The sequence below is a fragment of the Micromonospora pallida genome, from assembly GCF_900090325.1.
Taxonomy (GTDB): Bacteria; Actinomycetota; Actinomycetes; order Mycobacteriales; family Micromonosporaceae; genus Micromonospora; species Micromonospora pallida.
In genome coordinates, this window is sequence record NZ_FMHW01000002.1 from 1,531,016 (window position 1) to 1,553,652 (window position 22,637).

The 22,637-nt window shown below is 71.2% G+C and carries 21 protein-coding genes; 10 read left to right on the top strand and 11 right to left on the bottom strand.

The features are described from left to right. The first annotated feature begins 31 nt into the window (after positions 1-31). The 4 genes from GA0074692_RS06720 to mshC all read left to right on the top strand — a co-directional run bounded on the left by GA0074692_RS06720 (position 32) and on the right by mshC (position 3,616). The gene (locus GA0074692_RS06720) at positions 32-745 is read left to right on the top strand and encodes a histidine phosphatase family protein (RefSeq protein ID WP_091640485.1); all 714 of its coding nucleotides are present in this window, start codon (positions 32-34) and stop codon (positions 743-745) included. A 121-nt stretch (positions 746-866) separates the two neighbouring features. After that, positions 867-1,457: a DUF3090 domain-containing protein gene (locus tag GA0074692_RS06725; protein WP_091640487.1), complete on the top strand. Its 591-nt coding sequence runs from the start codon at positions 867-869 to the stop codon at positions 1,455-1,457. Further along, entirely contained in the window at positions 1,454-2,272 is an 819-nt protein-coding gene (locus tag GA0074692_RS06730) for an SCO1664 family protein (RefSeq protein WP_091640489.1), read from the top strand. The genes GA0074692_RS06725 and GA0074692_RS06730 overlap by 4 nt, the downstream gene beginning before the upstream one ends. Before the next feature lie 105 nt (positions 2,273-2,377). Beyond that, positions 2,378-3,616 carry a cysteine--1-D-myo-inosityl 2-amino-2-deoxy-alpha-D-glucopyranoside ligase gene (mshC, locus tag GA0074692_RS06735; protein ID WP_091640491.1) on the top strand — a complete coding sequence of 413 codons (1,239 nt, stop codon included), beginning with the start codon at positions 2,378-2,380 and terminating at the stop codon, positions 3,614-3,616. Between the two features lie 57 nt (positions 3,617-3,673). Here the strand turns inward: mshC and GA0074692_RS06740 are convergent, their stop codons facing one another. Beyond that, positions 3,674-4,465, bottom strand: a complete 792-nt coding sequence (locus GA0074692_RS06740; protein WP_091640493.1) for a GntR family transcriptional regulator — start codon at positions 4,463-4,465, stop codon at positions 3,674-3,676. Positions 4,466-4,652: 187 nt separating this feature from the next. Further along, entirely contained in the window at positions 4,653-5,522 is an 870-nt protein-coding gene (locus GA0074692_RS06745) for a PAC2 family protein (protein ID WP_091640495.1), read from the bottom strand. Positions 5,523-5,823: 301 nt separating this feature from the next. On the opposite strand from GA0074692_RS06745, the gene metH reads away from it, so the two are divergent. Next, on the top strand, positions 5,824-9,327 hold the full coding sequence (gene metH / locus GA0074692_RS06750; RefSeq protein WP_091652804.1) for a methionine synthase: 3,504 nt from the start codon (positions 5,824-5,826) through the stop codon (positions 9,325-9,327). Positions 9,328-9,527: 200 nt separating this feature from the next. On the opposite strand, the gene GA0074692_RS06755 is transcribed toward metH, so the two are convergent. Then, positions 9,528-10,025 carry a hypothetical protein gene (locus tag GA0074692_RS06755; RefSeq protein ID WP_091640496.1) on the bottom strand — a complete coding sequence of 166 codons (498 nt, stop codon included), beginning with the start codon at positions 10,023-10,025 and terminating at the stop codon, positions 9,528-9,530. A gap of 534 nt (positions 10,026-10,559) precedes the next feature. Here GA0074692_RS06755 and GA0074692_RS06765 point away from each other — a divergent pair. Next, positions 10,560-10,961, top strand: coding sequence for a hypothetical protein (locus GA0074692_RS06765; RefSeq protein WP_091640499.1), 402 nt, complete (start codon positions 10,560-10,562; stop codon positions 10,959-10,961). Between the two features lie 46 nt (positions 10,962-11,007). Here GA0074692_RS06765 and GA0074692_RS06770 read toward each other — a convergent pair whose 3' ends face one another. From GA0074692_RS06770 to GA0074692_RS06780, 3 genes are all read right to left on the bottom strand, one after another. Continuing rightward, entirely contained in the window at positions 11,008-11,628 is a 621-nt protein-coding gene (locus GA0074692_RS06770) for a hypothetical protein (RefSeq protein ID WP_091640500.1), read from the bottom strand. Between the two features lie 80 nt (positions 11,629-11,708). Then, a complete protein-coding gene (locus GA0074692_RS06775; protein ID WP_091640501.1) occupies positions 11,709-12,212 on the bottom strand; it encodes an O-acetyl-ADP-ribose deacetylase in 504 nt (167 codons plus the stop codon). 128 nt (positions 12,213-12,340) lie between these two features. Then, positions 12,341-12,808 (bottom strand): DUF1707 SHOCT-like domain-containing protein, encoded by a 468-nt coding sequence (locus GA0074692_RS06780; RefSeq protein ID WP_091640503.1) that lies wholly within the window; start codon positions 12,806-12,808, stop codon positions 12,341-12,343. A 114-nt stretch (positions 12,809-12,922) separates the two neighbouring features. Here GA0074692_RS06780 and GA0074692_RS06785 point away from each other — a divergent pair, with 114 nt between their 5' ends. Further along, positions 12,923-13,411: a hypothetical protein gene (locus GA0074692_RS06785; protein WP_091640505.1), complete on the top strand. Its 489-nt coding sequence runs from the start codon at positions 12,923-12,925 to the stop codon at positions 13,409-13,411. A 133-nt stretch (positions 13,412-13,544) separates the two neighbouring features. On the opposite strand, the gene GA0074692_RS06790 is transcribed toward GA0074692_RS06785, so the two are convergent. After that, entirely contained in the window at positions 13,545-14,051 is a 507-nt protein-coding gene (locus GA0074692_RS06790) for a DinB family protein (protein WP_091640506.1), read from the bottom strand. Positions 14,052-14,209: 158 nt separating this feature from the next. Between GA0074692_RS06790 and GA0074692_RS06795 the strand changes: the two genes are divergently transcribed. The 3 genes from GA0074692_RS06795 (at position 14,210) to GA0074692_RS06805 (ending at position 16,881) form a co-directional block, all read left to right on the top strand. Continuing rightward, positions 14,210-15,232 (top strand): phosphotransferase family protein, encoded by a 1,023-nt coding sequence (locus tag GA0074692_RS06795; RefSeq protein WP_091640508.1) that lies wholly within the window; start codon positions 14,210-14,212, stop codon positions 15,230-15,232. Positions 15,233-15,348: 116 nt separating this feature from the next. Next, positions 15,349-16,092, top strand: coding sequence for a neutral zinc metallopeptidase (locus GA0074692_RS06800; RefSeq protein ID WP_091652809.1), 744 nt, complete (start codon positions 15,349-15,351; stop codon positions 16,090-16,092). 129 nt (positions 16,093-16,221) lie between these two features. Further along, entirely contained in the window at positions 16,222-16,881 is a 660-nt protein-coding gene (locus GA0074692_RS06805) for an HAD family hydrolase (protein WP_091640509.1), read from the top strand. A gap of 119 nt (positions 16,882-17,000) precedes the next feature. On the opposite strand, the gene GA0074692_RS06810 is transcribed toward GA0074692_RS06805, so the two are convergent. From GA0074692_RS06810 to GA0074692_RS06825, 4 genes are all read right to left on the bottom strand, one after another. Next, entirely contained in the window at positions 17,001-19,553 is a 2,553-nt protein-coding gene (locus GA0074692_RS06810; protein WP_091640511.1) for an ABC transporter permease, read from the bottom strand. Further along, a complete protein-coding gene (locus GA0074692_RS06815; RefSeq protein WP_091640512.1) occupies positions 19,553-20,323 on the bottom strand; it encodes an ABC transporter ATP-binding protein in 771 nt (256 codons plus the stop codon). The genes GA0074692_RS06810 and GA0074692_RS06815 overlap by 1 nt, the downstream gene beginning before the upstream one ends. A 382-nt stretch (positions 20,324-20,705) precedes the next feature. Continuing rightward, complete coding sequence (locus tag GA0074692_RS06820) at positions 20,706-21,386, bottom strand: response regulator (protein WP_091640514.1); 681 nt, start codon at positions 21,384-21,386, stop codon at positions 20,706-20,708. Beyond that, positions 21,383-22,603, bottom strand: coding sequence for a sensor histidine kinase (locus GA0074692_RS06825; protein WP_091640516.1), 1,221 nt, complete (start codon positions 22,601-22,603; stop codon positions 21,383-21,385). The genes GA0074692_RS06820 and GA0074692_RS06825 overlap by 4 nt, the downstream gene beginning before the upstream one ends. Between the last annotated feature and the right edge of the window lie 34 nt (positions 22,604-22,637).

Sequence of the window (22,637 nt, forward strand, 5' to 3'; positions counted from 1 at the left end):
GAACAGGGGGAGTGCCGAGTCAGGCCATAGGGTGGTCAGCGTGGCGACCCTTCTGCTTCTGCGACACGGCCGGACGACGGCGAACGCCGACGGTGGGCTGGCTGGTCGACAACCGGTCGAACTGGACGAGACGGGTCGACACCAGGCTCGCGCGGTGGGGGAGCGACTGCGTGTCCTGCCGCTGGCCGCCGTGGTGACCAGTCCGCTGATCCGCTGTCGGCAGACCCTGGAACTGGCCCTGCCCGGGACGGCCCCCACCGTCGAGGACGGGCTGATCGAGTGCGGCTACGGGGAGTGGGAGGGGCAGCCGCTCAAGAAGCTGGCGAAGGACCCGCTCTGGCCGGTGGTGCAGCAGCATCCGAGCGCGGTGGTGTTCCCCGGTGGAGAGGCGATGGCCGCGATGGCGGCCCGCGCGGTCGCGGCGGTGCGCTCCTGGGACGCCCGGATCACCGCCGAGCACGGACCGGAGGCGGTCTGGCTGGCGTGCAGCCACGGCGATGTGATCAAGGCCATCGTGGCGGACGCGCTCGGCGTACACCTGGATCTGTTCCAGCGGATCGTGGCCGACCCGGCGTCGGTGACCGCGATCCGCTACACCCCGACCCGGCCGTTCCTGCTGCGGCTCAACGACACCGGCGGTGATCTGGCCGGGCTCGTCCCCCCGGCCCGGAAACGGCGACGCCGGGCGGCCCGGTCGACGGACTCGGACGCCGCGGTGGGCGGCGGCGCGGGAGCCGGCCGGTGACCGCGCCCGGCCGGGTGACGATCGGGACGGCTGGCCGCCCGGCCCGGTCCCGGCAGCCCGGACGACGATTCTGGGTCGGTGGGGTGCGCGCCCGTTCCGATGGCCGGATAGGGTCGTGGTTATGACCCACCAGGTGCACGCCTTCGAGCCGCCGGAGCGGTTCGTCGCTGGGACCGTGGGGCCGCCGGGGGAGCGGACGTTCTTCCTCCAGGCACGCGGCGGTGGCCGGGTGGTCAGCGTCGCGCTGGAGAAGGTCCAGGTCTCTCTGCTGGCCGAGAAGCTGGAGGAACTCCTCACCGAGGCGCAACGGCGGTTCGGCGTCGAGTTGCCCGAGCTGCCGGCCACCGGGATCGCCGACAACGACCCCCTGGACACGCCGGTGGACGAGGAGTTCCGGGTCGGCACCCTGGGCCTGGCGTTCGACGTCGACACGTCGACCGTGGTGATCGAGGCGATCGCCGTGGGCGAGGCGGAGGTCGAGGTCACGCTGGGCGCGGAGGACGACGACGAGGACGACGAGGACGAGGACGACGACGAGCCGGACGACGACCTGGACCGGCTCCGGGTGCGGTTGACCCCGCAGGACACCCGTCGGTTCATCGAGCGGGCCCGCCGGGTGGTCAACGCGGGACGGCAGCCCTGCCCGCTCTGCGGCCAGCCGCTCGACCCGTCCGGCCACCTCTGCCCCCGGCACAACGGCTATCACCGGTGACCTTGTCGGACATCCGGCCCTCCGAGGAGGAGAGCGCTGCGCTGCGGCTGCTCCACGAGGGTGAGTTCGCTCTGGAGGGGCGGCTCGTGGACGCCTCCAACACCACCCTGCGAGGCACGCTGACCCTGGACGGGGTGACCGTCCGCTGCGTCTACAAGCCGGTCCGGGGCGAGCGTCCGCTCTGGGATTTCCCCGACGGCACCCTTGCCGGCCGGGAGGTCGCCGCGTACCTGGTCTCCCGGGCCACCGGCTGGGACCTGGTGCCGCCGACGGTGCTGCGGGACGGGCCGTTCGGCCTCGGCTCCTGCCAGCTCTGGATCGACGAGCCGGCCGATGCCGAGCCGTTGGTCGAGTTCGTGCCGGCGGACGCGGTGCCGCCGCGCTGGTTTCCGATCGCCGCCGCCCGGGACGACGACGGCACCCCGTACGCGCTGGCGCACGCCGACGATCCACGCCTGGCCCGGCTGGCGGTGCTGGACGCAGTGCTCAACAACGCCGATCGCAAGGGCGGGCACGTGCTGGTCGGTCCGGACGACCGGATCTACGGCGTGGACCACGGGGTGACCTTCCACGTGGACGACAAGCTGCGTACGGTGCTCTGGGGCTGGGCCGGCCGGCAGTTGCCGCCGGACGCGACGGGGATGCTCGACGGGCTCTCCCGCCAGGTACACGGACCGCTCGGCGAGGAACTGGCCGCGCACCTGACGCTGACCGAGATCCGCCGGCTGGCGGCCCGGGTGGCGGCGTTGCGGGAGGCCGACCGCTTTCCCCAGCCGTCCGAGGAATGGCCGGCGATGCCCTGGCCGCCCATCTGATCTGCGCTCCCGTCCCCGTACGCGGCCACGCCGTCGGGGAGCCTGTCGGCTTGATCACCAACTCGGGTCGTCCCCGGTGTCGTACGGCTCGTTAGGCTGGCGGGCATGGAGTCATGGGCGGGACACGAGGTGCCACGGCTGCCGGGCAGGGGCGAGCCGCTGACGTTGTTCGACTCGGCGCGGCGCGGTGTCCACCGCAGTGATCCGGAAGGTACGGCGACCATGTACGTCTGCGGCATCACGCCGTACGACGCTACCCATCTCGGGCACGCCGCCACCATGATCACGTTCGATCTCGTCCAGCGAATGTGGCGGGACGCCGGCCGTCCGGTCCGGTACGTGCAGAACGTCACCGACATCGACGACCCGCTGCTGGAACGGGCCGAGCGCGACGGCGAGGACTGGAAGGTCCTGGCGATGCGGGAGACCGCCCTGTTCCGCGAGGACATGGAGGCGCTGCGGATCATCCCACCGGCGCACTACGTCGGCGCGGTCGAGTCGATCCCGGACATCGCCGACCGGGTGTTGCTGCTGCTCAAGGAGGGCGCCGCGTACCGCCTTGACGACGGCACCGGCGACGTCTACTACGACGTCACCGCCACCGGCCGCTTCGGCTACGAGTCCAACCTCTCCCGTGCGGAGATGCTGGAGATCTTCCCGGAACGGGGCGGCGACCCCCAGCGGCCCGGCAAGCGCGACCCTCTCGACCCGTTGCTGTGGCGCGGCGAGCGCCCGGACGAGCCGTCCTGGCCCGGCGGCGACCTGGGCCCGGGACGGCCCGGCTGGCACATCGAGTGCACGGTGATCGCGTTGAACCTGCTCGGTGACCGGATCGACGTCCAGGGCGGCGGCAACGACCTGATCTTCCCGCACCACGAGTGCTCGGCGGCGCACGCCGAGCGGCTCACCGGGCAGGCCCCGTTCGCCACGCACTACGTCCACGCCGGCATGATCGGCCTGGACGGCGAGAAGATGTCCAAGTCCCGGGGGAACCTGGTCTTCGTGTCCCGGCTGCGGGCCGACCGGGTCGACCCGATGGCGGTGCGGCTCGCCCTGATGGCCGGGCACTACCGCGACGACCGCTCCTGGACCGACGACCTGTTCGCCGCCGCCGCAGAGCGGCTGGCCCGCTGGCGGCAGGCCGCCGCCGCCCCCGCCGGGCCGTCCGGCGCGGCGCTGCTGGCCGGGGTACGCGGACGCCTCGCCGACGACCTGGACACCCCGGGGGCGTTGGCGCTGGTCGACCAGTGGGCGGACGGGACGCTGGCCGGCGCGGCCGACGACCCGGACGCCCCGGCACTGGTCACCACGACGGTGGACGCCCTGCTCGGCATCCGCCTCTGACCTGACCGGGGGTATGGCCGCCGGCCGCGTCGGTCGGCGGCCGGCCCGGTGTGCCGGTCAGCCGAGTACGAGCCCCGGGTCGGGATCGGGGTCCGGGGTCGGGCCGGGGACCTTGTACTCCTCGGTGAGCGTGGTCATCGGCCCCGGCCAGGTGGCCTGGGCCACCTCGATCGGCTTGCGCGCGGCGTCGTACGCCACGTGCAGCAGGTGCAGCACCGGCGTGTCCGGCCGAATCTGGAGGGTCTCCGCCTCCTCCCGGCTGGGCTGGCGGGCGCTGATCGTGTCGGTCGCGGTGACGTACCGTCGGCCGGTGGCCTCTTCCGCCTCCTGGTAGAGCGGCCGGCCGAACGCCTCGGCCCGTTCCAGCGAGGTGCCGGCGGTGTCGGTCGGCAGGAACCACGACGCCCCCACCTCGACCGGGGTGTCCTCGGTGCGGACCAGGTGCCGCCGGACCAGCAGTTCGGTGCCGTCCGGTACGCCGAAGACATCGGCCACCTCGGGTGGGGCGGGGGCGCGCCCGACGCCGACCAGGTGTTGCCGGTACCGGGCGGCCAGGTCGGCGTGGTAGCCCCGGAAGCCGCCATAGCGGCCCCGGGAGAGCCGGTTGAGCCGGCGCCGGGTGCCCCGGACGTACGTACCCGAGCCGGGTTTGGTGATCAGGATGCCCTCGACCCGTAGCTGGTCGACGGCGCGCTGGACGGTCTGCTTGGCCACCCCGAACATCTCGGCGATGGCCGGGATGGAGGGCAGCCGCTCGCCGGGCGCCCAGTCCCCGCGCCGCACCCGTGCCTTCAACTGGTCGGCGATCTGGCGGTGCGGGAACTCGGCGGCCCCCGGGTTGATCTGCACGACACTCCTCCCATCCCAGAACAGCTAGGTTCCTAGGATGCGGTAGAGGGTGCTGCCTCCGCCACCCCGCCGCGCCTTCCCAGTCGACAGGAACGGCAGACGCGAACGATCGGCGGGCGAACGACGACGGGCCCGGGACGTCGCACTGACGTCCCGGGCCCGGTCGGCTCGTCGGGGGAGTGGGCGGCTACCAGGAACCGGCGGTCGGCCCGGCGGAACCACCCCGCCGGCGCAGGTACTTCTCGAACTCCTGGGCGATCTCGTCCCCGGTCAACGGGGTAATGCCGGCGTCGCCGACCCGCTCCTCCAGCTCCCGGACGTACTCACCGAGTTCGGCGTCCTGCTCGGCGGCGCTGCGCACCCGCTGCTCCCACTCGGCGGCCTCCTCGGCCAGGTCGGCCATCGGCACCGGCAGGTCGAGCACCTCCTCGACCCGGTGCAGCAGGGCGAGGGTGGCCTTCGGGCAGGGCGGGTTGTTGGCGTAGTGCGGCACGTGCACCCAGAACGAGACCGCGTCGACCTCGGCCCGGGTGCAGGCGTCGTGGAGCACCCCGACGATGCCGGTCGGGCCGTCGTAGCGGGTGGGGGTGAGCTGGTAGCGCTGGGCGGCCTCTGCGTCCGAGGCGCTGCCGCTGATCGGCAGTGGCCGGGTGTACGGCACGTCCGCCAGCAGCGCGCCGAGCAGCACCACCCGCTCGACCTCGAGGCTGTGGCACAACTCCAGCACCTGTTCACAGAAGGTGCGCCAGCGCATGCTCGGCTCGATGCCCCGGATCAGCACCACGTCCCGGTCGGTCCCCTCCGGGCTGGCCACCATGAACCGTGTGGTGGGCCACTCGACCCGCCGGGTCTCGCCCTCGGCCATGGTGATCGTCGGCCGGCTGACCTGGAAGTCGTAGAAGTCCTCCGGATCCAGCTCGGCGACCTGGCGGGCCTCCCAGACCTGCTCCAGGTGCTCCACGGCAGCGGTGGAGGCGTCCGCGGCGTCGTTCCAGCCCTCGAAGGCGGCGATGGCCACCGGAGAGCGCAGCACCGGCAGCCCGTCGAACTCGGTCACGCCGTCACCTCACCCTGCTCGTCCCGGCCGGCACCGGCACCACGCGTGGTGGTGTGACCGTCCCGCGCGGTGGCGTCCCTGTTGTCCCTCACGTCGCCAGCCTACGTGCCGGCGTCGCGTGCGGCCCGTCGGCCGCGCCGGTCGGGGCGGCGGCCGGCCGCCCATGGCGCGCGGACCGGGGCGAACCGGGACGACCAGTCGGCGCGGCGGACGGGTGGGTCGGCGGCAGAATGTGAGAGCGCCGAGTACCGCTCCACCACGACACGAGAGTTCGCACTAACCTGAACGGGTGCGGACCCCGTTGCTGAATGTGCTGTCAGACCGGATCCTCATCGCGGACGGCGCGATGGGGACGATGCTCCAGGCGGCTGACCTGACCCTCGACGACTTCGAGGGCTACGAAGGCTGCAACGAGATCCTCAACGTGACCAGGCCGGACGTGGTGCGTTCGGTGCATGAGGCCTACCTGGCCGCCGGGAGCGACTGCGTCGAGACGAACACCTTCGGCGCGAACCTCGCCAACCTCGCCGAGTACGACATCCAGCACCGCATCCGGGAGCTGTCGGAGGCCGGTGCGCGGATCGCCCGGGAGGCCGCCGACGCGTGGAGCACCGCGGAGCGTCCCCGGTTCGTGATCGGGTCGATCGGCCCCGGCACCAAGCTGCCCACCCTCGGGCACGCGGCGTACGCGACCCTGCGCGACGCGTACCAGGAGAACGCGGCCGGGCTGATCGCCGGTGGCGCGGACGCGCTGATCGTGGAGACCAGCCAGGACCTGCTCCAGGTCAAGGCGGCCGTGGTCGGTTCCCGCCGGGCGATGGCCGAGACCGGGACGACCGTGCCGCTGATCTGCCACGTCACCGTCGAGACCACCGGCACCATGCTGCTGGGCAGCGAGATCGGTGCGGCGCTGACCGCCCTGGAGCCGCTGGGCATCGACCTGATCGGGCTGAACTGCGCCACCGGACCGGCGGAGATGAGCGAGCACCTGCGCTACCTCTCCCAGCACGCCCGGGTGCCGCTGTCGGTGATGCCGAACGCGGGCCTGCCGGTGCTGACCGCCGACGGGGCGGAATACCCGCTCACCCCGGACGAGCTGGCCGACGCGCTGGAGCGCTTCGTCACCGAGTACGGCGTCTCGCTGATCGGCGGCTGCTGCGGCACCACGCCGGAGCACATCCGGGTGGTGTCCGAGCGGCTGCACGGCGTCCGTCCGGCGTCCCGGCAGCCGGTGCAGGAGCCGGGCGTCTCCTCGATCTACCACAACGTGCCCTTCGCCCAGGACGCCACGGTGCTGATGGTGGGGGAGCGGACCAACGCCAACGGCTCCAAGGCGTTCCGTGAGGCGATGCTCGCCGGGGACTGGCAGTCCTGTGTGGAGATCGCCCGGGGGCAGGCCCGGGACGGCTCGCACCTGCTCGACCTCTGCGTGGACTACGTCGGCCGGGACGGTTCGCAGGACATGCGGGAGCTGGCCGGACGGTTCGCCACCGCCTCCACGCTGCCGATCATGCTGGACTCGACCGAGCCGCAGGTCATCGAGGCCGGCCTGGAGATGCTCGGCGGCCGGTGCGTGGTCAACTCGGTCAACTACGAGGACGGCGACGGACCGGAGTCCCGCTTCGGCCGGGTGATGCCGGTGATCCGGGAGCACGGCGCCGCGGTGGTGGTGATGTGCATCGACGAGGAGGGGCAGGCCCGTACCTCGGCCGACAAGGTCCGCATCGCCTCCCGGATCGTCGACGACCTGACCGGCCGGTGGGGCATGCGACTGCCGGACATCATGGTCGACACGCTGACCTTCCCGATCTCCACCGGTCAGGAGGAGACCCGTCGGGACGCGATCGAGACGATCGAGGCGATCCGGGAGATCACCCGCCGGTACCCGGGCATCAACTTCACCCTGGGCGTCTCCAACGTCTCGTTCGGGCTGAACGCGGCGGCCCGGCAGGTGCTCAACTCGGTCTTCCTGCACGAGTGTGTGCAGGCCGGGCTGACCAGCGCGATCGTGCACGCCAGCAAGATCCTGCCGATGACGAAGATCCCGGACGAGCAGCGCGAGGTCGCCCTCGACATGGTCTACGACCGCCGGCGGGAGGGTTACGATCCGCTCCAGCGGTTCATCGACCTCTTCGAGGGGGTGGACGCGGCCTCGGCGCGGGCGTCCCGGGCGGAGGAACTTGCCGCGCTGCCGCTGAACGAGCGGCTCAAGCGGCGGATCATCGACGGGGAGCGCAACGGCCTGGAGGCCGACCTGGAGGCGGCGATGGCCGCCGGCACCGCACCCCTGTTGATCATCAACGACATCCTGCTGGACGGCATGAAGGTGGTCGGCGAGCTGTTCGGCTCCGGCCAGATGCAGCTGCCGTTCGTGCTCCAGTCCGCCGAGGTGATGAAGACCGCGGTGGCGTACCTCGAACCGCACATGGAGAAGGCCGACGACGGCGGCAAGGGCCGGATCGTGCTGGCCACGGTCAAGGGCGACGTCCACGACATCGGCAAGAACCTGGTCGACATCATCCTGTCGAACAACGGCTACGAGGTCGTGAACATCGGCATCAAGCAGCCGGTCAACGCGATCCTGGAGGCCGCCGAGCAGCACCGCGCGGATGCGATCGGCATGTCCGGCCTGCTGGTCAAGAGCACGGTCATCATGAAGGAGAACCTCGCCGAGATGGCGGCCCGGGGCGTCGCCGAGCGGTGGCCGGTGCTGCTGGGCGGCGCGGCGCTGACCCGCGCGTACGTCGAGGACGACCTGCGGGCGATGTTCCCCGGCGACGTGCACTACGCCCGGGACGCGTTCGAGGGCCTGACCCTGATGGACCGGGTGATGACCGCCAAGCGCGGCGGGGCGCCCGTGGTGGACCCGGAGCGGGAGGCGGCGCTGGCGGCCCGGCGGGCGCGCCGCGAGCGGCAGCGGGCGATGGTCACCGAGTCGCTGCCGGAGCTGGACGACGCCTCGGTCCGCTCCGACGTGGCGACCGACGTGGACGTGCCCACCCCGCCGTTCTTCGGCACCCGGGTGGTCAAGGGCCTGCCGCTCGCCGAGTACGCGGCTCTGCTCGACGAGCGGGCGACCTTCCTCGGCCAGTGGGGGCTGCGTGGCTCCCGGGGCGGCGAGGGGCCGTCGTACGAGGAACTGGTGGAGACCGAGGGGCGGCCCCGGCTGCGGTACTGGCTGGACCGGCTCGCCGCCGACAAGGTCCTCGAGGCGGCGGTGGTGTACGGGTACTTCCCGGCCTACGCCGAGGGCAACGACCTCGTGGTGCTGGACGAGAACGGCCAGACCGAGCGGGCCCGGTTCTCGTTCCCCCGGCAGCGGCAGGAGCGCCGGCTCTGCCTGGCCGACTTCTTCAAGCCGCGCGGCGAGCAGTTGGACGTGGTGGCGTTGCAGTTGGTCACTGTCGGGCAGCCGATCAGCGAGTACGCGGCGAAGCTGTTCGCCCGTAACGAGTACCGCGACTACCTCGAGGTGCACGGCCTCTCCGTGCAGCTCACCGAGGCGCTCGCCGAGTACTGGCACCGGCGGGTCCGGTCCGAGCTGGTGCTGCCGTCGGGGCGTACCGTCGCCGACGACGACCCGGCGGACCTGGCCGGGCTGCTGCGCAACGACTACCGGGGCTGCCGGTACGCGTTCGGCTACCCGGCCTGCCCGGACCTGGAGGACCGGGTGAAGATCGTGGATCTACTCGGGGCGGACCGGATCGGGGTACGGCTGTCGGAGGAGTTCCAGTTGGAGCCGGAGCAGGCCACCGACGCGATCGTGGTGCACCACCCGGAGGCGAACTACTTCAACGCCAAGTGACCTGTCGTGGGGCTTGAGCTGCGGAAACGCTGTCCCCGTGGCGCTCTGGGTCGTGGCCAGGCCGTCGGGTCCGGCAGGCCGTGGCCGAAGGCGGCACCGATTGTGCGGCGGGACGGTCCTCGCTGCTCGATAGGAGGTGGGTGTAGACCCGCAGGGTGAAGCCGGGGCCGGCGTGGCTGAGGTGGAGCGTGGCGGTTCGCTCACCGAGGCGGATCGGCGTTAACCAACTCGACGTCCAGCAGATCGGCTGTTTCCTCGACGGTGGCCACAAACTCTTTCGGTGGGATCCTGGCGACGAAGACCTTGCCCAGGTCCTCTGGAAAGGGATGGTCTGCCTGCCAGAACGCGAAGAGGATTACTAGATCGTCGTCCAGGTAGGCGTACATGGAGACGTTGTCGACGGTCTCCCCCCACTGCAAGAACCAGAACTGCTCCCGGAACTCCGTCTCGTCTGTGTGGAGCAGCCGGAAGATCTCCTCCGGCGTGCGGCCCGGGAAGGGACAGGGCTTGACGTCGCGTCGGCGCACCTGTGCCGCGCTCGACCGCACAACGCGGATGAAGAACGGGAGGAAGGCCCAGTCGTCCTCGGTCGTCAGCCTTCTGCCAGCCGCCCACAAGTCGACGACGCGGAGTTGGTGCGGCTCGACCTCGCCGATCTCCACCGCGAACGTGGCCCGGTCACCGAAGCGTCGTGTCATCAGCCCACGGACGCAGTCAAATGGAAGGCCGTGCCTGGCCGGGTGGGTTGCCACCCCTCGGCCAATGCCCTCCGGACAATCACCGCGACCGTCGACGGGAGAACAGGCGCTGCCGGCCCGCCAATCCAGTTGCTTGGATGGTCCTGAGGCATGCTGACCAGCAACAACCTGCCCTTGCAGTCGACCTGTTCCACAGCGACAGCGAGGGGTCGCTCACACAGCCCCTGGGCGTAGGTTGGTCTGCCGCGCACTCGCCACCTGTAGGCGGTCCCGTCAACCGTGATGAGCCGAGAGCCCTTCTTGACCAACGCCATGACGATCCTCCTCGACGTCAGATGACAGTGCCCGTAGCGTGCCCGATGCGGCGGTCAGTACGGGGCAGCAACGGACGCCCGATTGGCGAGGCAGACACGCCGCGTGCCGCCTGACCTCAGGATGTCGCTATGCAGCATCTAGATCAACGCGATTTCCGAGCTGACAGTGCGGGCAGGTCCCGCACCCGGGCGACTCCGGGACCGAAGTGGGGAAGCTGCAGTGCGCGTCATGGTGGGTGACGGAGTACGCGAGATTCACGGCTTGCCGGATGACATGTACGGACACGTCGTCGAGACGGATGGCGCTGTCGTGCAATTCATGCTCGGCGGCGGTCAAGAGCCCGAGACGGTCGACAACGTCGATGCCCACATCTACCTTGATGACGGCGCCCACCGGTACGCCACCTTCTTCACTCTCGACGCAGTAAGAGAAATTCTGAACAAGGACGCCAGGACCGGGGAAACCGGCGGTGGTCGCTACTTCTGGTGTTCTGACCAGGTGATCGTCCCTGAGCCCGGTGTTGCGGCGATGGTGGCAGCGGTTGACGAGATGATCCGTTCTGGCGACATCGAGGTCATGTGCAGCCGAATCGAGGCCCCCGAGGAGGATGGCACTGCCTAATCGTGTCGTCGGGTACGTCCGTCCCGAGTTCGCCTGACCGCGTACGTCAACAAGCGGTACTTGAGGGAGTTGCCATTCGGCACAGGGTCAGGTCGTGGCTGAGGTCGGTGTGGAAAACGAGCCCGTCTGCCTCGAATTCGATGCGGATGGCGGTGATGCGATGTGTGCCTGTTTGAACGCTGAAGCCGATTATGAGCTCGTAGGCGGAGGCGGCGCTTTCTGGCTCGATCATGGCGCCCACAGCGTCCTGCCAGCGGTCTGCCACGGACCGGCTCGGTGGGAACTGTCGCCGTATCCCAACCCGCTCGTCTGAAGCGTTCCGAAGCGGAGCGATCTTGGTGCCCACAACCTCCAGGCCGTTGCCGCCACTCCCAAGCACAGGTTCTACCTGTTTGATGCGTATCGCGGTGTCGGAAGAGTTCTTGAAGACGACGGCGCCGTCGGCAATGACTTCCTGATTTCTCGTGGGTATCTCGTACGCGGCTTTTCGCTCAAGGGATACGAGGGCGTCTGCGTCAATCGGGCGGGACGCTGTGGCCGGGGTGGTCATGGGCGCAGATGCGGTGATGTCGTCGGCAGGTGGCTCGCCCGTAGTGGTGCAGCCGGACGTCATCCCGAGCGCCAAGACGGTCATCGCGAATGCCGTGGGCCGTGCCAACTTCCTCATAGGTCGATCGTCGCCAGCGGTGATGGCCACAGCAACAGGGCCGGACGAGGAGGCTCTGCCGGGGCGTGTCGCGCCGCCGGTCACCCCTGCGTCGCAGCGGTCAGCAGCTCGTACGTTTCTTCGTCGAAGGCGACCAGCCGGACGCGTTCGACATTCGTGGGCGTTGCTCTGATGGTCGAGATCGCAATTTCTGCTGCCCGGGCGGCGGGGAATCCGTACACGCCGGTGGCGATGGCGGGGAAGGCGACGCTGCGGGCCCCGACCTCGTCGGCAACCTCGAGGCTACGTCGATAGCACGACGTCAGGATGTCGGCCTCACCATGGCCGCCGCCCTCCCACACCGGACCGACCGTGTGGATGACATGGCGTACTGGTGGGTCCAGGTCGAACGCCGGGGTGGCGACCGCATCGCCGGTATCGCAGGGCGCCAGTGCGGCACCCGCATGGGCCAACTGCGGTCCGGCCGCACGGTGAATCGCCCCATCCACGCCGCCGCCACCCAGCAGCGACTCGTTGGCAGCGGTGACGATGGCGTCGACGGCCTCGCTGGTGATGTCACCGAGCACAACTTCGATCACGGGCATCCCTCGATGATGTCACCACGGCAGTCCGGGAAGTCCTCCACTGGCACGTGCCGACTGTTTAACCTCCGATGTCGACGTCCCCGCCGGTCGCCTCGGGTGGTCCTGAGGTACTCCGTCCGGGGCGCCGGTCAGTCGGAAGGGTTCGGGTCGCTGTTCCCGGTGCGTCGACGCGCTGACTGGCGTAGGTGCTCGATGTAGGTCATCGCCACGGTCATCGCCACCGGTACGGCAAGGGCCCACCACGTGCCGTAGACCACCCCGAGTACGACGGCCACCGGCAGGCCCAGCCCCAACGTCAGGCAACCCGCCACCGCGACCGGGGGCATGTCCTCGTCCGGTTCGGCTCGGGAAGCGGGAGCGGCAGACGGCAGTTCGGGGTGGGGCGCCGGAAGGTCGGCGAATATCCGTACTAGCTCCGTCTGGTGGCGTGCCAGTCGGCAGGCCCGTACCCGCCGCTCGAACTCGTCCGGGTCCAGTCGCTTCTCACCGAGATGGACCTCGAGCGCGGCCTCCGCTGCGCGACGTTCCGGTGTGCCGATGCGCACCTCGGGTGGGGGCTCGCCAGGGCGCGAGCCTCGGTCGTCGGCGCTGTGCATCGCAGAAGTCTAGACTCGTCGATCAGGCTGGAGCGAGGGGACCGACTGGGCCCCGGACGAGAACACGATCAGATTCGTCTGGACAGGGTTCACCGGCGTCATGAGACTCGGCTTGTGATCGACATGCGAGACGTCGGGGTACGCGTGCTGCTGGGTGAGGTGGCCAGCGAGAAGCTGCCGCTGATCGCGGCGCAGGCGCTTGCTGACGGGCTGGACAGTCCGTCGCTGCGAGAACTCGCGGGCCTCTCGCACGAGGAGCACCGCGAGGCGCGTGAGCTGTTGGACCAGGTGATCGACGAGTTGGGTCTGCCCGGGCTGCCCGACGAGGACCAGGCCATCTGGGAGACGGTCTGGTCGTATGCGCGTCGTATCGTGTCCGGGGCCATCCCGCCGGTGGACGGCGCGCATGCCATCGCCTGCTACGCCGGTGGGTTGATGTACCCGGAGTCCCTTGTCAGGTTCGCCTTCCTGGCCGACTTGTGGGAGGACGGCGCGGCCAGACGCGCTCCTCTCGAGCAGGACATCGTGCGCGAGGCAGCGGTCATGCTGAGGACGACGGGTGGCCAACTGGGCGCGGTCGGCTCGGACTGCGATGGACAGTGAGGACGACCTCCGGGCGGGCTGGGCCGCTGCGGTGCCGGGCGTACCGGCTCCTCTGCGGGCCGTCCGCTGTCGTCGCCATACCGGCTCCACGTTCGTCGCGGCGGTTGGTCAAACCCCGACGGAGAGCAGCCGGTCAGGCTCCGACGACGCCGTCGATGCCCTCGCGGAGGAAGTCGGCGTGCCCGTTGTGTCGGGCGTACTCAAGGGTCACGTGCACCATCACCAGCCGCAGCGACACGTCCTTGCCCCAGCGCGCCTGGTGGCCGGTGACGTCGAGCGACTCGGCGTCCCGTTCGATCCGGCGGGCGTGGGCGATCTCGGTCTGCCAGGCGTCGAACGCCTCGGCGCGGTCGGCCGTGCGCGCGTCGTACGCCATCTGGTAGTCACCCCGGTCGGACCAGACCAGCGGGATGTCCTCGGCGTTGATGACCCGGCGGAACCAGGTGCGCTCGACCTCCGCCATGTGCCGGACGAGCCCGAGCAGGGTGAGTGTCGACGGCGGCATGGAGCGGCGGCGCAGTTCCTCGTCGGTCAGGTCCGCGCACTTCATCGCCAGGGTCGCCCGCTGGTAGTCGAGGAAGGCGCGGAGCGTCTCGCGTTCGCCGCCGGTCAACGGCGGCCCGATGCGGTCGATGGCCACTGAGCTGTCCTTTCCGACGGCCCTGCCGCCGCCCCCGTCGTGCGACGCCGAGCGTAGTTCCGTTGTCCCGCCGTGGGACGCCCGGGAGGTCCGCCGCGCACCGTCGCCGCAGGAGGAGGGACGTGCCCGAACCGCCTTGTCGAGGCAGACTGCACCGAATGACCGGCGGACATGGACATCTGACGGCCGAGGATCTGGGCGCGGTGGCGTGGGCGGCGTACGGGCGGAGGCTGCGGTCGGCGCAGCGGCTCACCGGGGGCACCCGCAAGGGCGTCTACCGGCTGAGCCTGGATGGCGGGACGACTGGCATCGGGTACGTGTGGAACGACGACGAGAACTACTGGCCCGCTGCCGTGGACCCGGATCGGAACACCTTCTTCGCCGACGATACCGGCATCGATCTCTTCGTGGCCGCCCACCGGGAGTTCACCGAGGCCGGGGTGCGGGTTCCCGGGATCGTCCTGCTGGACCGGAGCCGGCGCTTGGTTCCCGGCGACGTGGCGGCGGTCGAGGATGTCCGGGGCGGCAGCCTGGAACGGCTGACCGTGCGGGATCCGGACCGGGCCGGGGCGGTGTTGCGTCGACTCGGCGCGGCCGTCCGGACCATGCACGGACGGACGCGGGACCACGCCGGCCGCCCCGGGGACGGGAGATTGTCGCCGGGCCGCGCCGGCCGTCCCGGGAACGGTGGGCCGTCGCCGAACCAGCCGAACCAGTCGGTCGAGCAGGTGGTGTTGGACCGGGCGCTCCGCCAGCTTGCCGTGGTCGCTTCTCGGGTTGACCGGATCGCCGACGTGCGGGATCGACTGGCCGACACACTCCGTGAGCGGTGCGCGGTGCTGTCCCCACGTACCCGGTTCGGGCTGATCCACAGCGAACTCGGACCCGACCACGTGCTCGTCGACGACCGCGACGAACCGGTGCTGATCGATGTCGAGGGAGCCGGCTACCTCGACGTCGAGTGGGAGCACGCCTTCCTGGAGTTGCGGTTCGGCGCGGGCTACCGGCACCTCGCCGTCGGCGGCCTGGACGTCGACCGGCTGCGGTTCTACCGGCTGGCGCTTCACCTGTCGCTGGTGGAGGGACCGTTGCGGTTGCTCGACGGCCCCTTCCCGGACCGCGCCGGCATGCTGGCGATCGTCGAGCACAACATCGGTCGGACGCTGGCGCAGCTCGACTGAACAACGGACGCGGCACGACGACCAGGGCACGCGTGCCGGGGCCGGTACCGGTGGCAGGCATCATCGCGACCCGCTCGGGGTACTGCTGGCGTACCGCCGACGCCGGGGAGGGCACCGTGACGCGTACCGCCGCTGGCCGATCCCGGGGCCCGCTCACCGGCCTGGTCGTGGCGCTGGTCGCGGTGGCGGCCTGCGCGGTCGGCCCGGTCACCGACGACGGCGACCCCGGCCCGGGAGGGCCCACCCCCGGTACGACGTCGCAGGACGGAACCACCCGGGCGGACTCCCCGACCAGCGTCGAGGCGTTCAAACAGGACATCAGCGACGCGGTCAGCTCGGCGGAGACCTACTGGTCGGCACAGTTCCGGGGTTCCGGGCAGCGGTTCCAGCCCGTCCGGCGGATCGTCCCGTACCAGCGGGAGGGTGAGGTCGCCTGCGGTGGGCAGGCGGTGCCCCGCAACAACGCGGTGTACTGCCCGGCGGGGGACTTCATCGCGTACGACGTGGCCTGGGCGGTGGCGGCGTTCCGGCAGATCGGCGACGCGTTCCTGTACTACCTGCTCGGCCACGAGTACGCCCACGGCGTCCAGGCCCGGCTCGGGGTCCGCCACGAGTTCACCATCGAGCAGGAGCTGCAGGCCGACTGCATGGCCGGGGCGTACCTGGGCGGGTCGGTCCAGGCGGGCGTGCTGGCCCTGGAGGACGGCGATCTTGCGGAGTTCCGGGAGGGGCTGCTCGCGGTCGGCGACGAACCGGGCCAGCCGTGGTTCGCCGAGGGCTCGCACGGCACCGCCCGGCAGCGCACCGAGGCGTTCTTCTCCGGGTACGAGAAGACCCTCTCCGCCTGTGGCCTGAGCTGACCGCCGGCGACTGTTTGATCCACGTCTCCCTCGCGGGGACCGGTGCCACCGGTGGCGGGCGGGGCTGCGAGGATCGCCGGGACCGCCGCACCCTGGGAGGATCCGCTGAGCAGCCCGCATCCCGCCGCCGTGCTCTTCGACATGGACGGCACCCTCGTCGACAGTGAGAAGCTCTGGGACATCGCGCTGCACGAGCTGGCCGTCGAGTACGGGGGGAAGCTCTCCGAGCGGACCAGGCTCGCCATGGTGGGCAGCAGCATGGCCGCCTCGATGGCCATGCTGCACGCCGACCTGGGGCAGCCGTGGCGCGATCCGGAGGTCAGCGCGGCGTGGATCAATGACCGGATCGTGGGGCTGTTCCGCACCGGGCTGCGGTGGCGGCCCGGCGCGTCGGACCTGCTGCGCGCGGTACGGGCGGCCGGCCTGCCGACCGCCCTGGTCACCTCCAGCGGCCGGCGGCTGGTGGAGATCGCGTTGGACACCCTCGGCCGGGACAACTTCGACGTGGTGGTCTGCGGCGACGAGGTGGTGGCGGCGAAACCGCATCCGGAGCCGTACCTGACGGCGGCGCGGCTGCTCGGGGTGCCGATCGACCGTTGCGTGGCGATCGAGGACTCGCCGACCGGGGTGGCCAGCGCGTTGGCCGCCGGGGCGGCGGTGCTCGCCGTGCCGTTGGAGGTGCCGGTCGAGGTGGTCGACGGGGTGCACCTGCGGGAGAGCCTGACAGCCGTGGACCTGGCCGTGCTGGCCGCCCTGCTCCACCCGCCCGCCGCCCCACCCGCCGGATAGCTGGCTTCCCCTGCTGCTCGTCAGGTGGTAGCAGGGGACCCCTGCTCCGCAAAAAGCGGTAACAGGGGTCCCCTCCTACCAACCAACCAACCTGCCCATCAACCAGCCAAGCTGCCTCATCAGTCGTGGGCGATGGCACCGAGGACGTTGATCCGGGCGGCGCGGGCCGCCGGAACGGCCGCGGCGATCACCCCGATCAGGGCGGCGAGCCCCAGGAACACCCCCATCTGCGACCACGGCAGGACCAGGTCGGTGATGCCCTCGTCCTCGAGGGCCCGGACCACGGCCGCGCCGAGCCCGGAGCCAACCGCCACGCCGAGCAGCGCGCCGAAGACCGAGATCACCACCGCCTCCACGGTGATCATCCGCATGGTCTGCGACCGCCGCAGTCCGATCGCCCGCAGCAGGCCCAGCTCGCGGGTACGCTCCAGCACCGACAGGGCCAGCGTGTTGATGATCCCGAGTACGGCGATCACGATCGCCAGCGCGAGCAGGATCTGGATCATCGTGAGCAGTTGGTCGAACACGCCGGTCTGCTGCTCGACGAAGGCGGCCCGGTCGGCGACCGACACCTCCGGGCTGTCGGCAACCAACTCCTCCAGGCGGGGCTGCACCTGCTCGATGCTGGTGCCGTCGGCGAGCTGCACCAGCGCCAGGTACGGCTGGGGGACGGTGAAGTCCGCGGCGCTCTCGCGGGGCAGCAGGTACGAGCCGGGCAGCCGGTCCTCGGGCACGATCGCGACGACCGTGTAGGTGTGCCGGGCACCCCGGGCGAACTGGACGGTGAGGGTGTCGCCGACTGCCTTGCCACGGTTCTTCGCCACCGGCTCGCTGAGCGCGATCTGGTCCGGCCGGAGCGTGGCGAGGGTCCCGGAGGTGGCCGTCGCCTGGTAGATCCGGCCGGCAGCAGCCAGGTCGGTAGCGGCGTTGACGTACCGCCGTTCCCCCTCGACCTCGGCGAAGTCGTTGAACAGCCCGACGGCGGCGCTCACCCCGGGCAGCGCGGCGGCCCGGTCCACCACCGCCGGGTCGAAGGTCGGCTGCCGGGGGCCGCTCTGCGACCCGGAGATGGTCAGCTCGGCGTCGATGGTGTCCGCCGCGCGGTCGGCGATGCTCGACTTCGCCGAGTCCAGCACCACGGTCACGCCGGTGACCAGGGCGATACCGACCATCAGCGCGGCGGCGGTGATGGCGGTGCGGCGCGGGTTGCGCCCGGAGTTGAGCCGGCCCAGCTTGCCCGGCACCGACCAGGCGAAGAGGGCACCGAGCAGGGACACCACCGGTCGGCTGATCAACGGGGTGAGCAGGGCCACCCCGACGAACGCGAACAGCACCCCGCCGAGGATGGTCGCCAGGGTGTTCCCGCCGGCGTTGCCGGTCAGGCCCAGCGCCAGCAGGACGGCGCCGACACCGGTGACGACCACGCCGGCGACGGTGACCTTGGTCAGCGGCCGGTCCGGCGTGGCCACGTCCTGCATCGCCGCGATCGGCGGGATCCGGGCCGCCCGCAGCGCCGGCAACAGCGCCGCCACCAGCGTGATCAGCATGCCCACCGCGAAGGAGCTGATCACCGCCGCCGGGGGCACGGCCAACCCGGCCAGGGCGAGCCCGCCGGCGACCTGCCCGAACACGTACGCCAGCAGCGCGCCGATGCCGATGCCGGCGGCGAGGCCGAGCACCGAGGCGAGCAGCCCCACCGCGATCGCCTCGAGAACCACCGAGCCGATGACCTGCCGGCCGCTCGCCCCGATCGCCCGCATCAGGGCCAGTTCCCGGGTGCGCTGCGCCACGATGATCGAGAACGTGTTGAGGATGAGGAAGGTGCCGACCAGCAGCGCCACCGCGGCGAAGCCGAGCAGGATCTGGTTGAAGAACGACAGCCCCTCCTTGAGCCCGGCCGCGGCCGCCTCCGAGGCCTGCGCGCCGGTCTTCACGTCGTACTCGGCGCCGAGGACCCCCGCGACGTCGTCCCGCAGCGTCTCCGGGCGTACGCCGTCCTCGGCGCGCAGGGCGATGCTGCTGTACGTGTCGGGCTGGCCGAGCACCAGCCGCTGCGCCACCGGCGTGGTGAACACGACCTCCTGCGCGCCGCCGATGCTGTCCCGGTCGCCGCTGTAGCCGAAGATCCCGACCAGGGTGAACTCGCGCTTCGGTGCGAAGGTGGACACCACCCCGACCCGGTCCCCGACGGACACCTTCGCCGCCTCGGCGAGGGCCACGTTGACCACGATCTCGTCGTCGGTCCGGGGTTCGTGTCCCTCGCGCAGTCGCACCAGGTCGCTCTCGCCGAGCCAGTTGCCACCCATCTGCGGCGGTCCCAGGCTGGGGACCACCTTGCCGTTGTGGCCGATCAACTGGGGGCCCGGCGCGCTGACCATGCCGGTGGCCCCGGCCACCCCGGGCAGCGTGTCGACCCGGTCCAGGGTGGCGGCCGGGAACGGCGTCACGACCTGCTGGGGCTGGGTCGGGTCGACCGCGACCTTCGGCTTGGCGGTGACGTCGACGTCGACGCCCTCGTAGACGTCGGCGAAGATCGAGTCGAAGGAGCGGCCGAGGGTGTCGGTGAGCACGAACGCCCCGGAGACGAACATGACGCCCAGCACCACCGCCAGACCGGACAGGAGCAGCCGGACCTTCCGGGCCAGCAGGCTCTTCAGCGTCGCCCGGATCATCAGTTGGTCACCTCGACGGCCGGGACGTCCAGCTTCTTCATGGTGTCCAGCACCGTGTCGGCGGTCGGCTCGATCAGTTCGGAGACGATCTGTCCGTCGGCGAGGAACACCACCCGGTCGGCGTACGCGGCGGCGGTCGGGTCATGGGTGACCATCACGATGGTCTGCCCGTGCTCGCGGACCGAGTCGCGCAGGAAGCGGAGCACCTCCGCGCCGGAGCGGGAGTCCAGGTTGCCGGTCGGCTCGTCGGCGAAGATCACGTCGGGGCGGGAGACCAGGGCACGGGCACAGGCGACCCGCTGCTGCTGACCGCCGGAGAGCTGGCTGGGCCGGTGGTCCAGCCGGTCCCGCAGGCCGACCGTGTCGATCACCGTGTCGTACCAGGCCGGGTCGGGTTTGCGGCCGGCGATCGACAGCGGCAGCAGGATGTTCTCCTTGGCGGTCAGCGTCGGCAGCAGGTTGAACTGCTGGAAGATGAAACCGACCTGGTCGCGGCGGAGTTTCGTCAGCCCGGCGTCCTTCAGCCCGGTCACCGTGGTGTCGCCGATCGATACGGTGCCCCGGGTGACCGTGTCCAACCCGGCCAGGCAGTGCATCAACGTCGACTTGCCCGACCCGGACGGGCCCATGATCGCGGTGAAGCGTCCGCGTTCGAACTCCACGCTCACCCCGCGCAGCGCGAGAACCTGGGCCTCGCCGCTGCCGTACACCTTCCACACCTCACTGGCGCGGGCTGCGACCTGCGCGTGGCGGTCCACCGTTACGGTCACCGTTCCCCCTCGAGTAGCTTCTGCCACCGCACCGCCCCCGCTGGTCGGTGCGGCTTGTTTCTCATCGTCGGCGCCCGGCCGGGCCGAACCGTCCCCCCGGAGGCGGACCGGGAACGGATTTCCCGCTGCGGGGTGGGCCCCGATCCCTACTCGGGGTCACCCCTGAGCGACGTCGGGCCGGGCATCGACAGGGCCGATTTTCGGTGCTGACGCCACGTCAGGGTCAAACGACACAGCGGGTCACTCGTTCCCGTGCGTCACGCTACGTGGCCCCGTCAACCCACCGAGGCAGGTCGGCGCGAGTCAGCCCAGGGGCGGTCGGCGTGGGTCAGCGCCGGGAGCGGTCGGCGCGAGTCAACTCGCCGGAGCAGGTCGGCGTGGGTCAGCCCCGGGGGCGGACCAGACCCGACTCGTACGCCAGCACCACCGCCTGCACCCGGTCGCGCAGGCCGAGCTTGGTCAGGACGTGCCCGACGTGCGTCTTGATCGTCGTCTCGCTGACCGACAACGCCCGGGCGATCTCGGCGTTGGACAGGCCCCGGGCGACCTGCACCAGCACCTCCCGTTCCCGGTCGGTCAGCGACCCCAGCGCCTTCGGCGGCGTGGCCGACGGGTCGGGCAGCAGGTCGGCGAAACGGTCCAGCAGCCGCTTCAGGATCCGGGGCGCCACCACCGCCTCGCCCGCCGCGACCGTCCGGATCGCGGTGACCAGGTCCTCGGCCGGCACGTCCTTGGCGAGGAATCCGCTGGCCCCGGCCCGCAACGCCCCCACCACGTACTCGTCGAGGTCGAAGGTGGTCAGGATCAGCACCCGCACCGGCAGGCGCGCCTCGACGATCGCGCGGGTCGCCGCGACCCCGTCCATCCGGGGCATCCGGATGTCCATCAGCACCACGTCGGGCAGCAGCCGGCGGGCCAGGTCCACCGCCTCGACACCGTCGCCGGCCTCGGCGACGATGTCCAGGTCGTCCTCGGCCCCCAGCACCATCCGGAAGCCGGTACGCAACAGCGGCTGGTCGTCGGCGAGCAGCACCCGCACCGGTCGCGTCGTACTCTCGGTCAATCCACTCTCCTGCCGTGCCGGGCGCCCGCTCCCGGGTCCGGGGCGAGCTGTTCCATCGGTAACGTGGCGTAGACCCGGAAACCGCCGCCGGGAAGCCGACCGGTGCGCAGGCTCCCACCGTAGAGGCCGACCCGTTCGCGCATGCCGACCAGGCCGTGCCCGATCCGGTCGGGCGAGTCGGCGCCCGGACCCCGGCCGGTGTCGGTGACGTCCACGACCAGCCACACCGCGCTGAAGGTCAGGGTGACCTGCGCGGTGGCCGGCCCGGCGTGCTTCAGCGCGTTGGTGAGCGCCTCCTGCACGATCCGGTAGACGGTCAGGGTCACCCCCTCCTCCAGCGGGCCGGGGCTGCCCTCCACCGTCAGCGTCACCGGCAGACCCGCCTCGCGGACCTGCTCGACCAGCGTCTCGATGCCGGCCAGACCGGGCTGCGGGGCCAGCTCGGCGGCCGGCTCGTCGGTCCGCAGCACGTCCAGCAGCCGGCGCATCTCCCGCAGCGTGGACCGGCTGGTGTCCTCGATCGTGGCGATCGCCTCGTCGGCGGCGTCCGGATCCCGACGCAGCACCCGGCGGGCACCGGTGGCCAGCACCCCCATCACGCTGACGTGGTGGGCCACCACGTCGTGCAGTTCCCGGGCGATCCGCCGCCGCTCGTCGGCGACCGCCTGCTCGGCCAGGGAACGTTGGTTCGCCTCCGCCACCCGGGCCCGCTCCCGCAGCGCCTCGGTGGAGGTCCGGCGGGCGTGCACCGCCCGACCCACCGAGAACGACACCAGGCCGATCAGCAGGTTGTTCAGCACCAGGAGAGCGGGGGTCAGCTCGAACACGCCCGTCGGCGGCGCGAACACGTTGACCAGCGCGACCGGCAACCAGAGCAGCACCGCCGCCAGGATCGCCGGCCGGGTCGGTCGGTTCGCCGCCATCGTGTACGTCAACACCACGAACGTGATGCTCTGCGCGGCCGGGGTGTACCCGAGCAGGGCCGGCAGGGCCAGGGTCAGCACCGTGGCGCCCACCGCCAGCCACGGCGCCACCCGGCGGATCGCCACCGGCGCGGCGCAGACCAGGCTCCAGCCGATCGCCACCGGCAACTGCCGGGGCCAGAGGTCCCGGGGCGCGAGCAGGGTGAACACGACCTCCAGCAACACCAGGCCGCCGACGGACAGCACGTCCGCGGTGAGCGGACGCTGTCGTAGCCAGTGGGGGAACTCGGTCACACCACGACGCTAGCCGCCACCGGGACGCGATGAT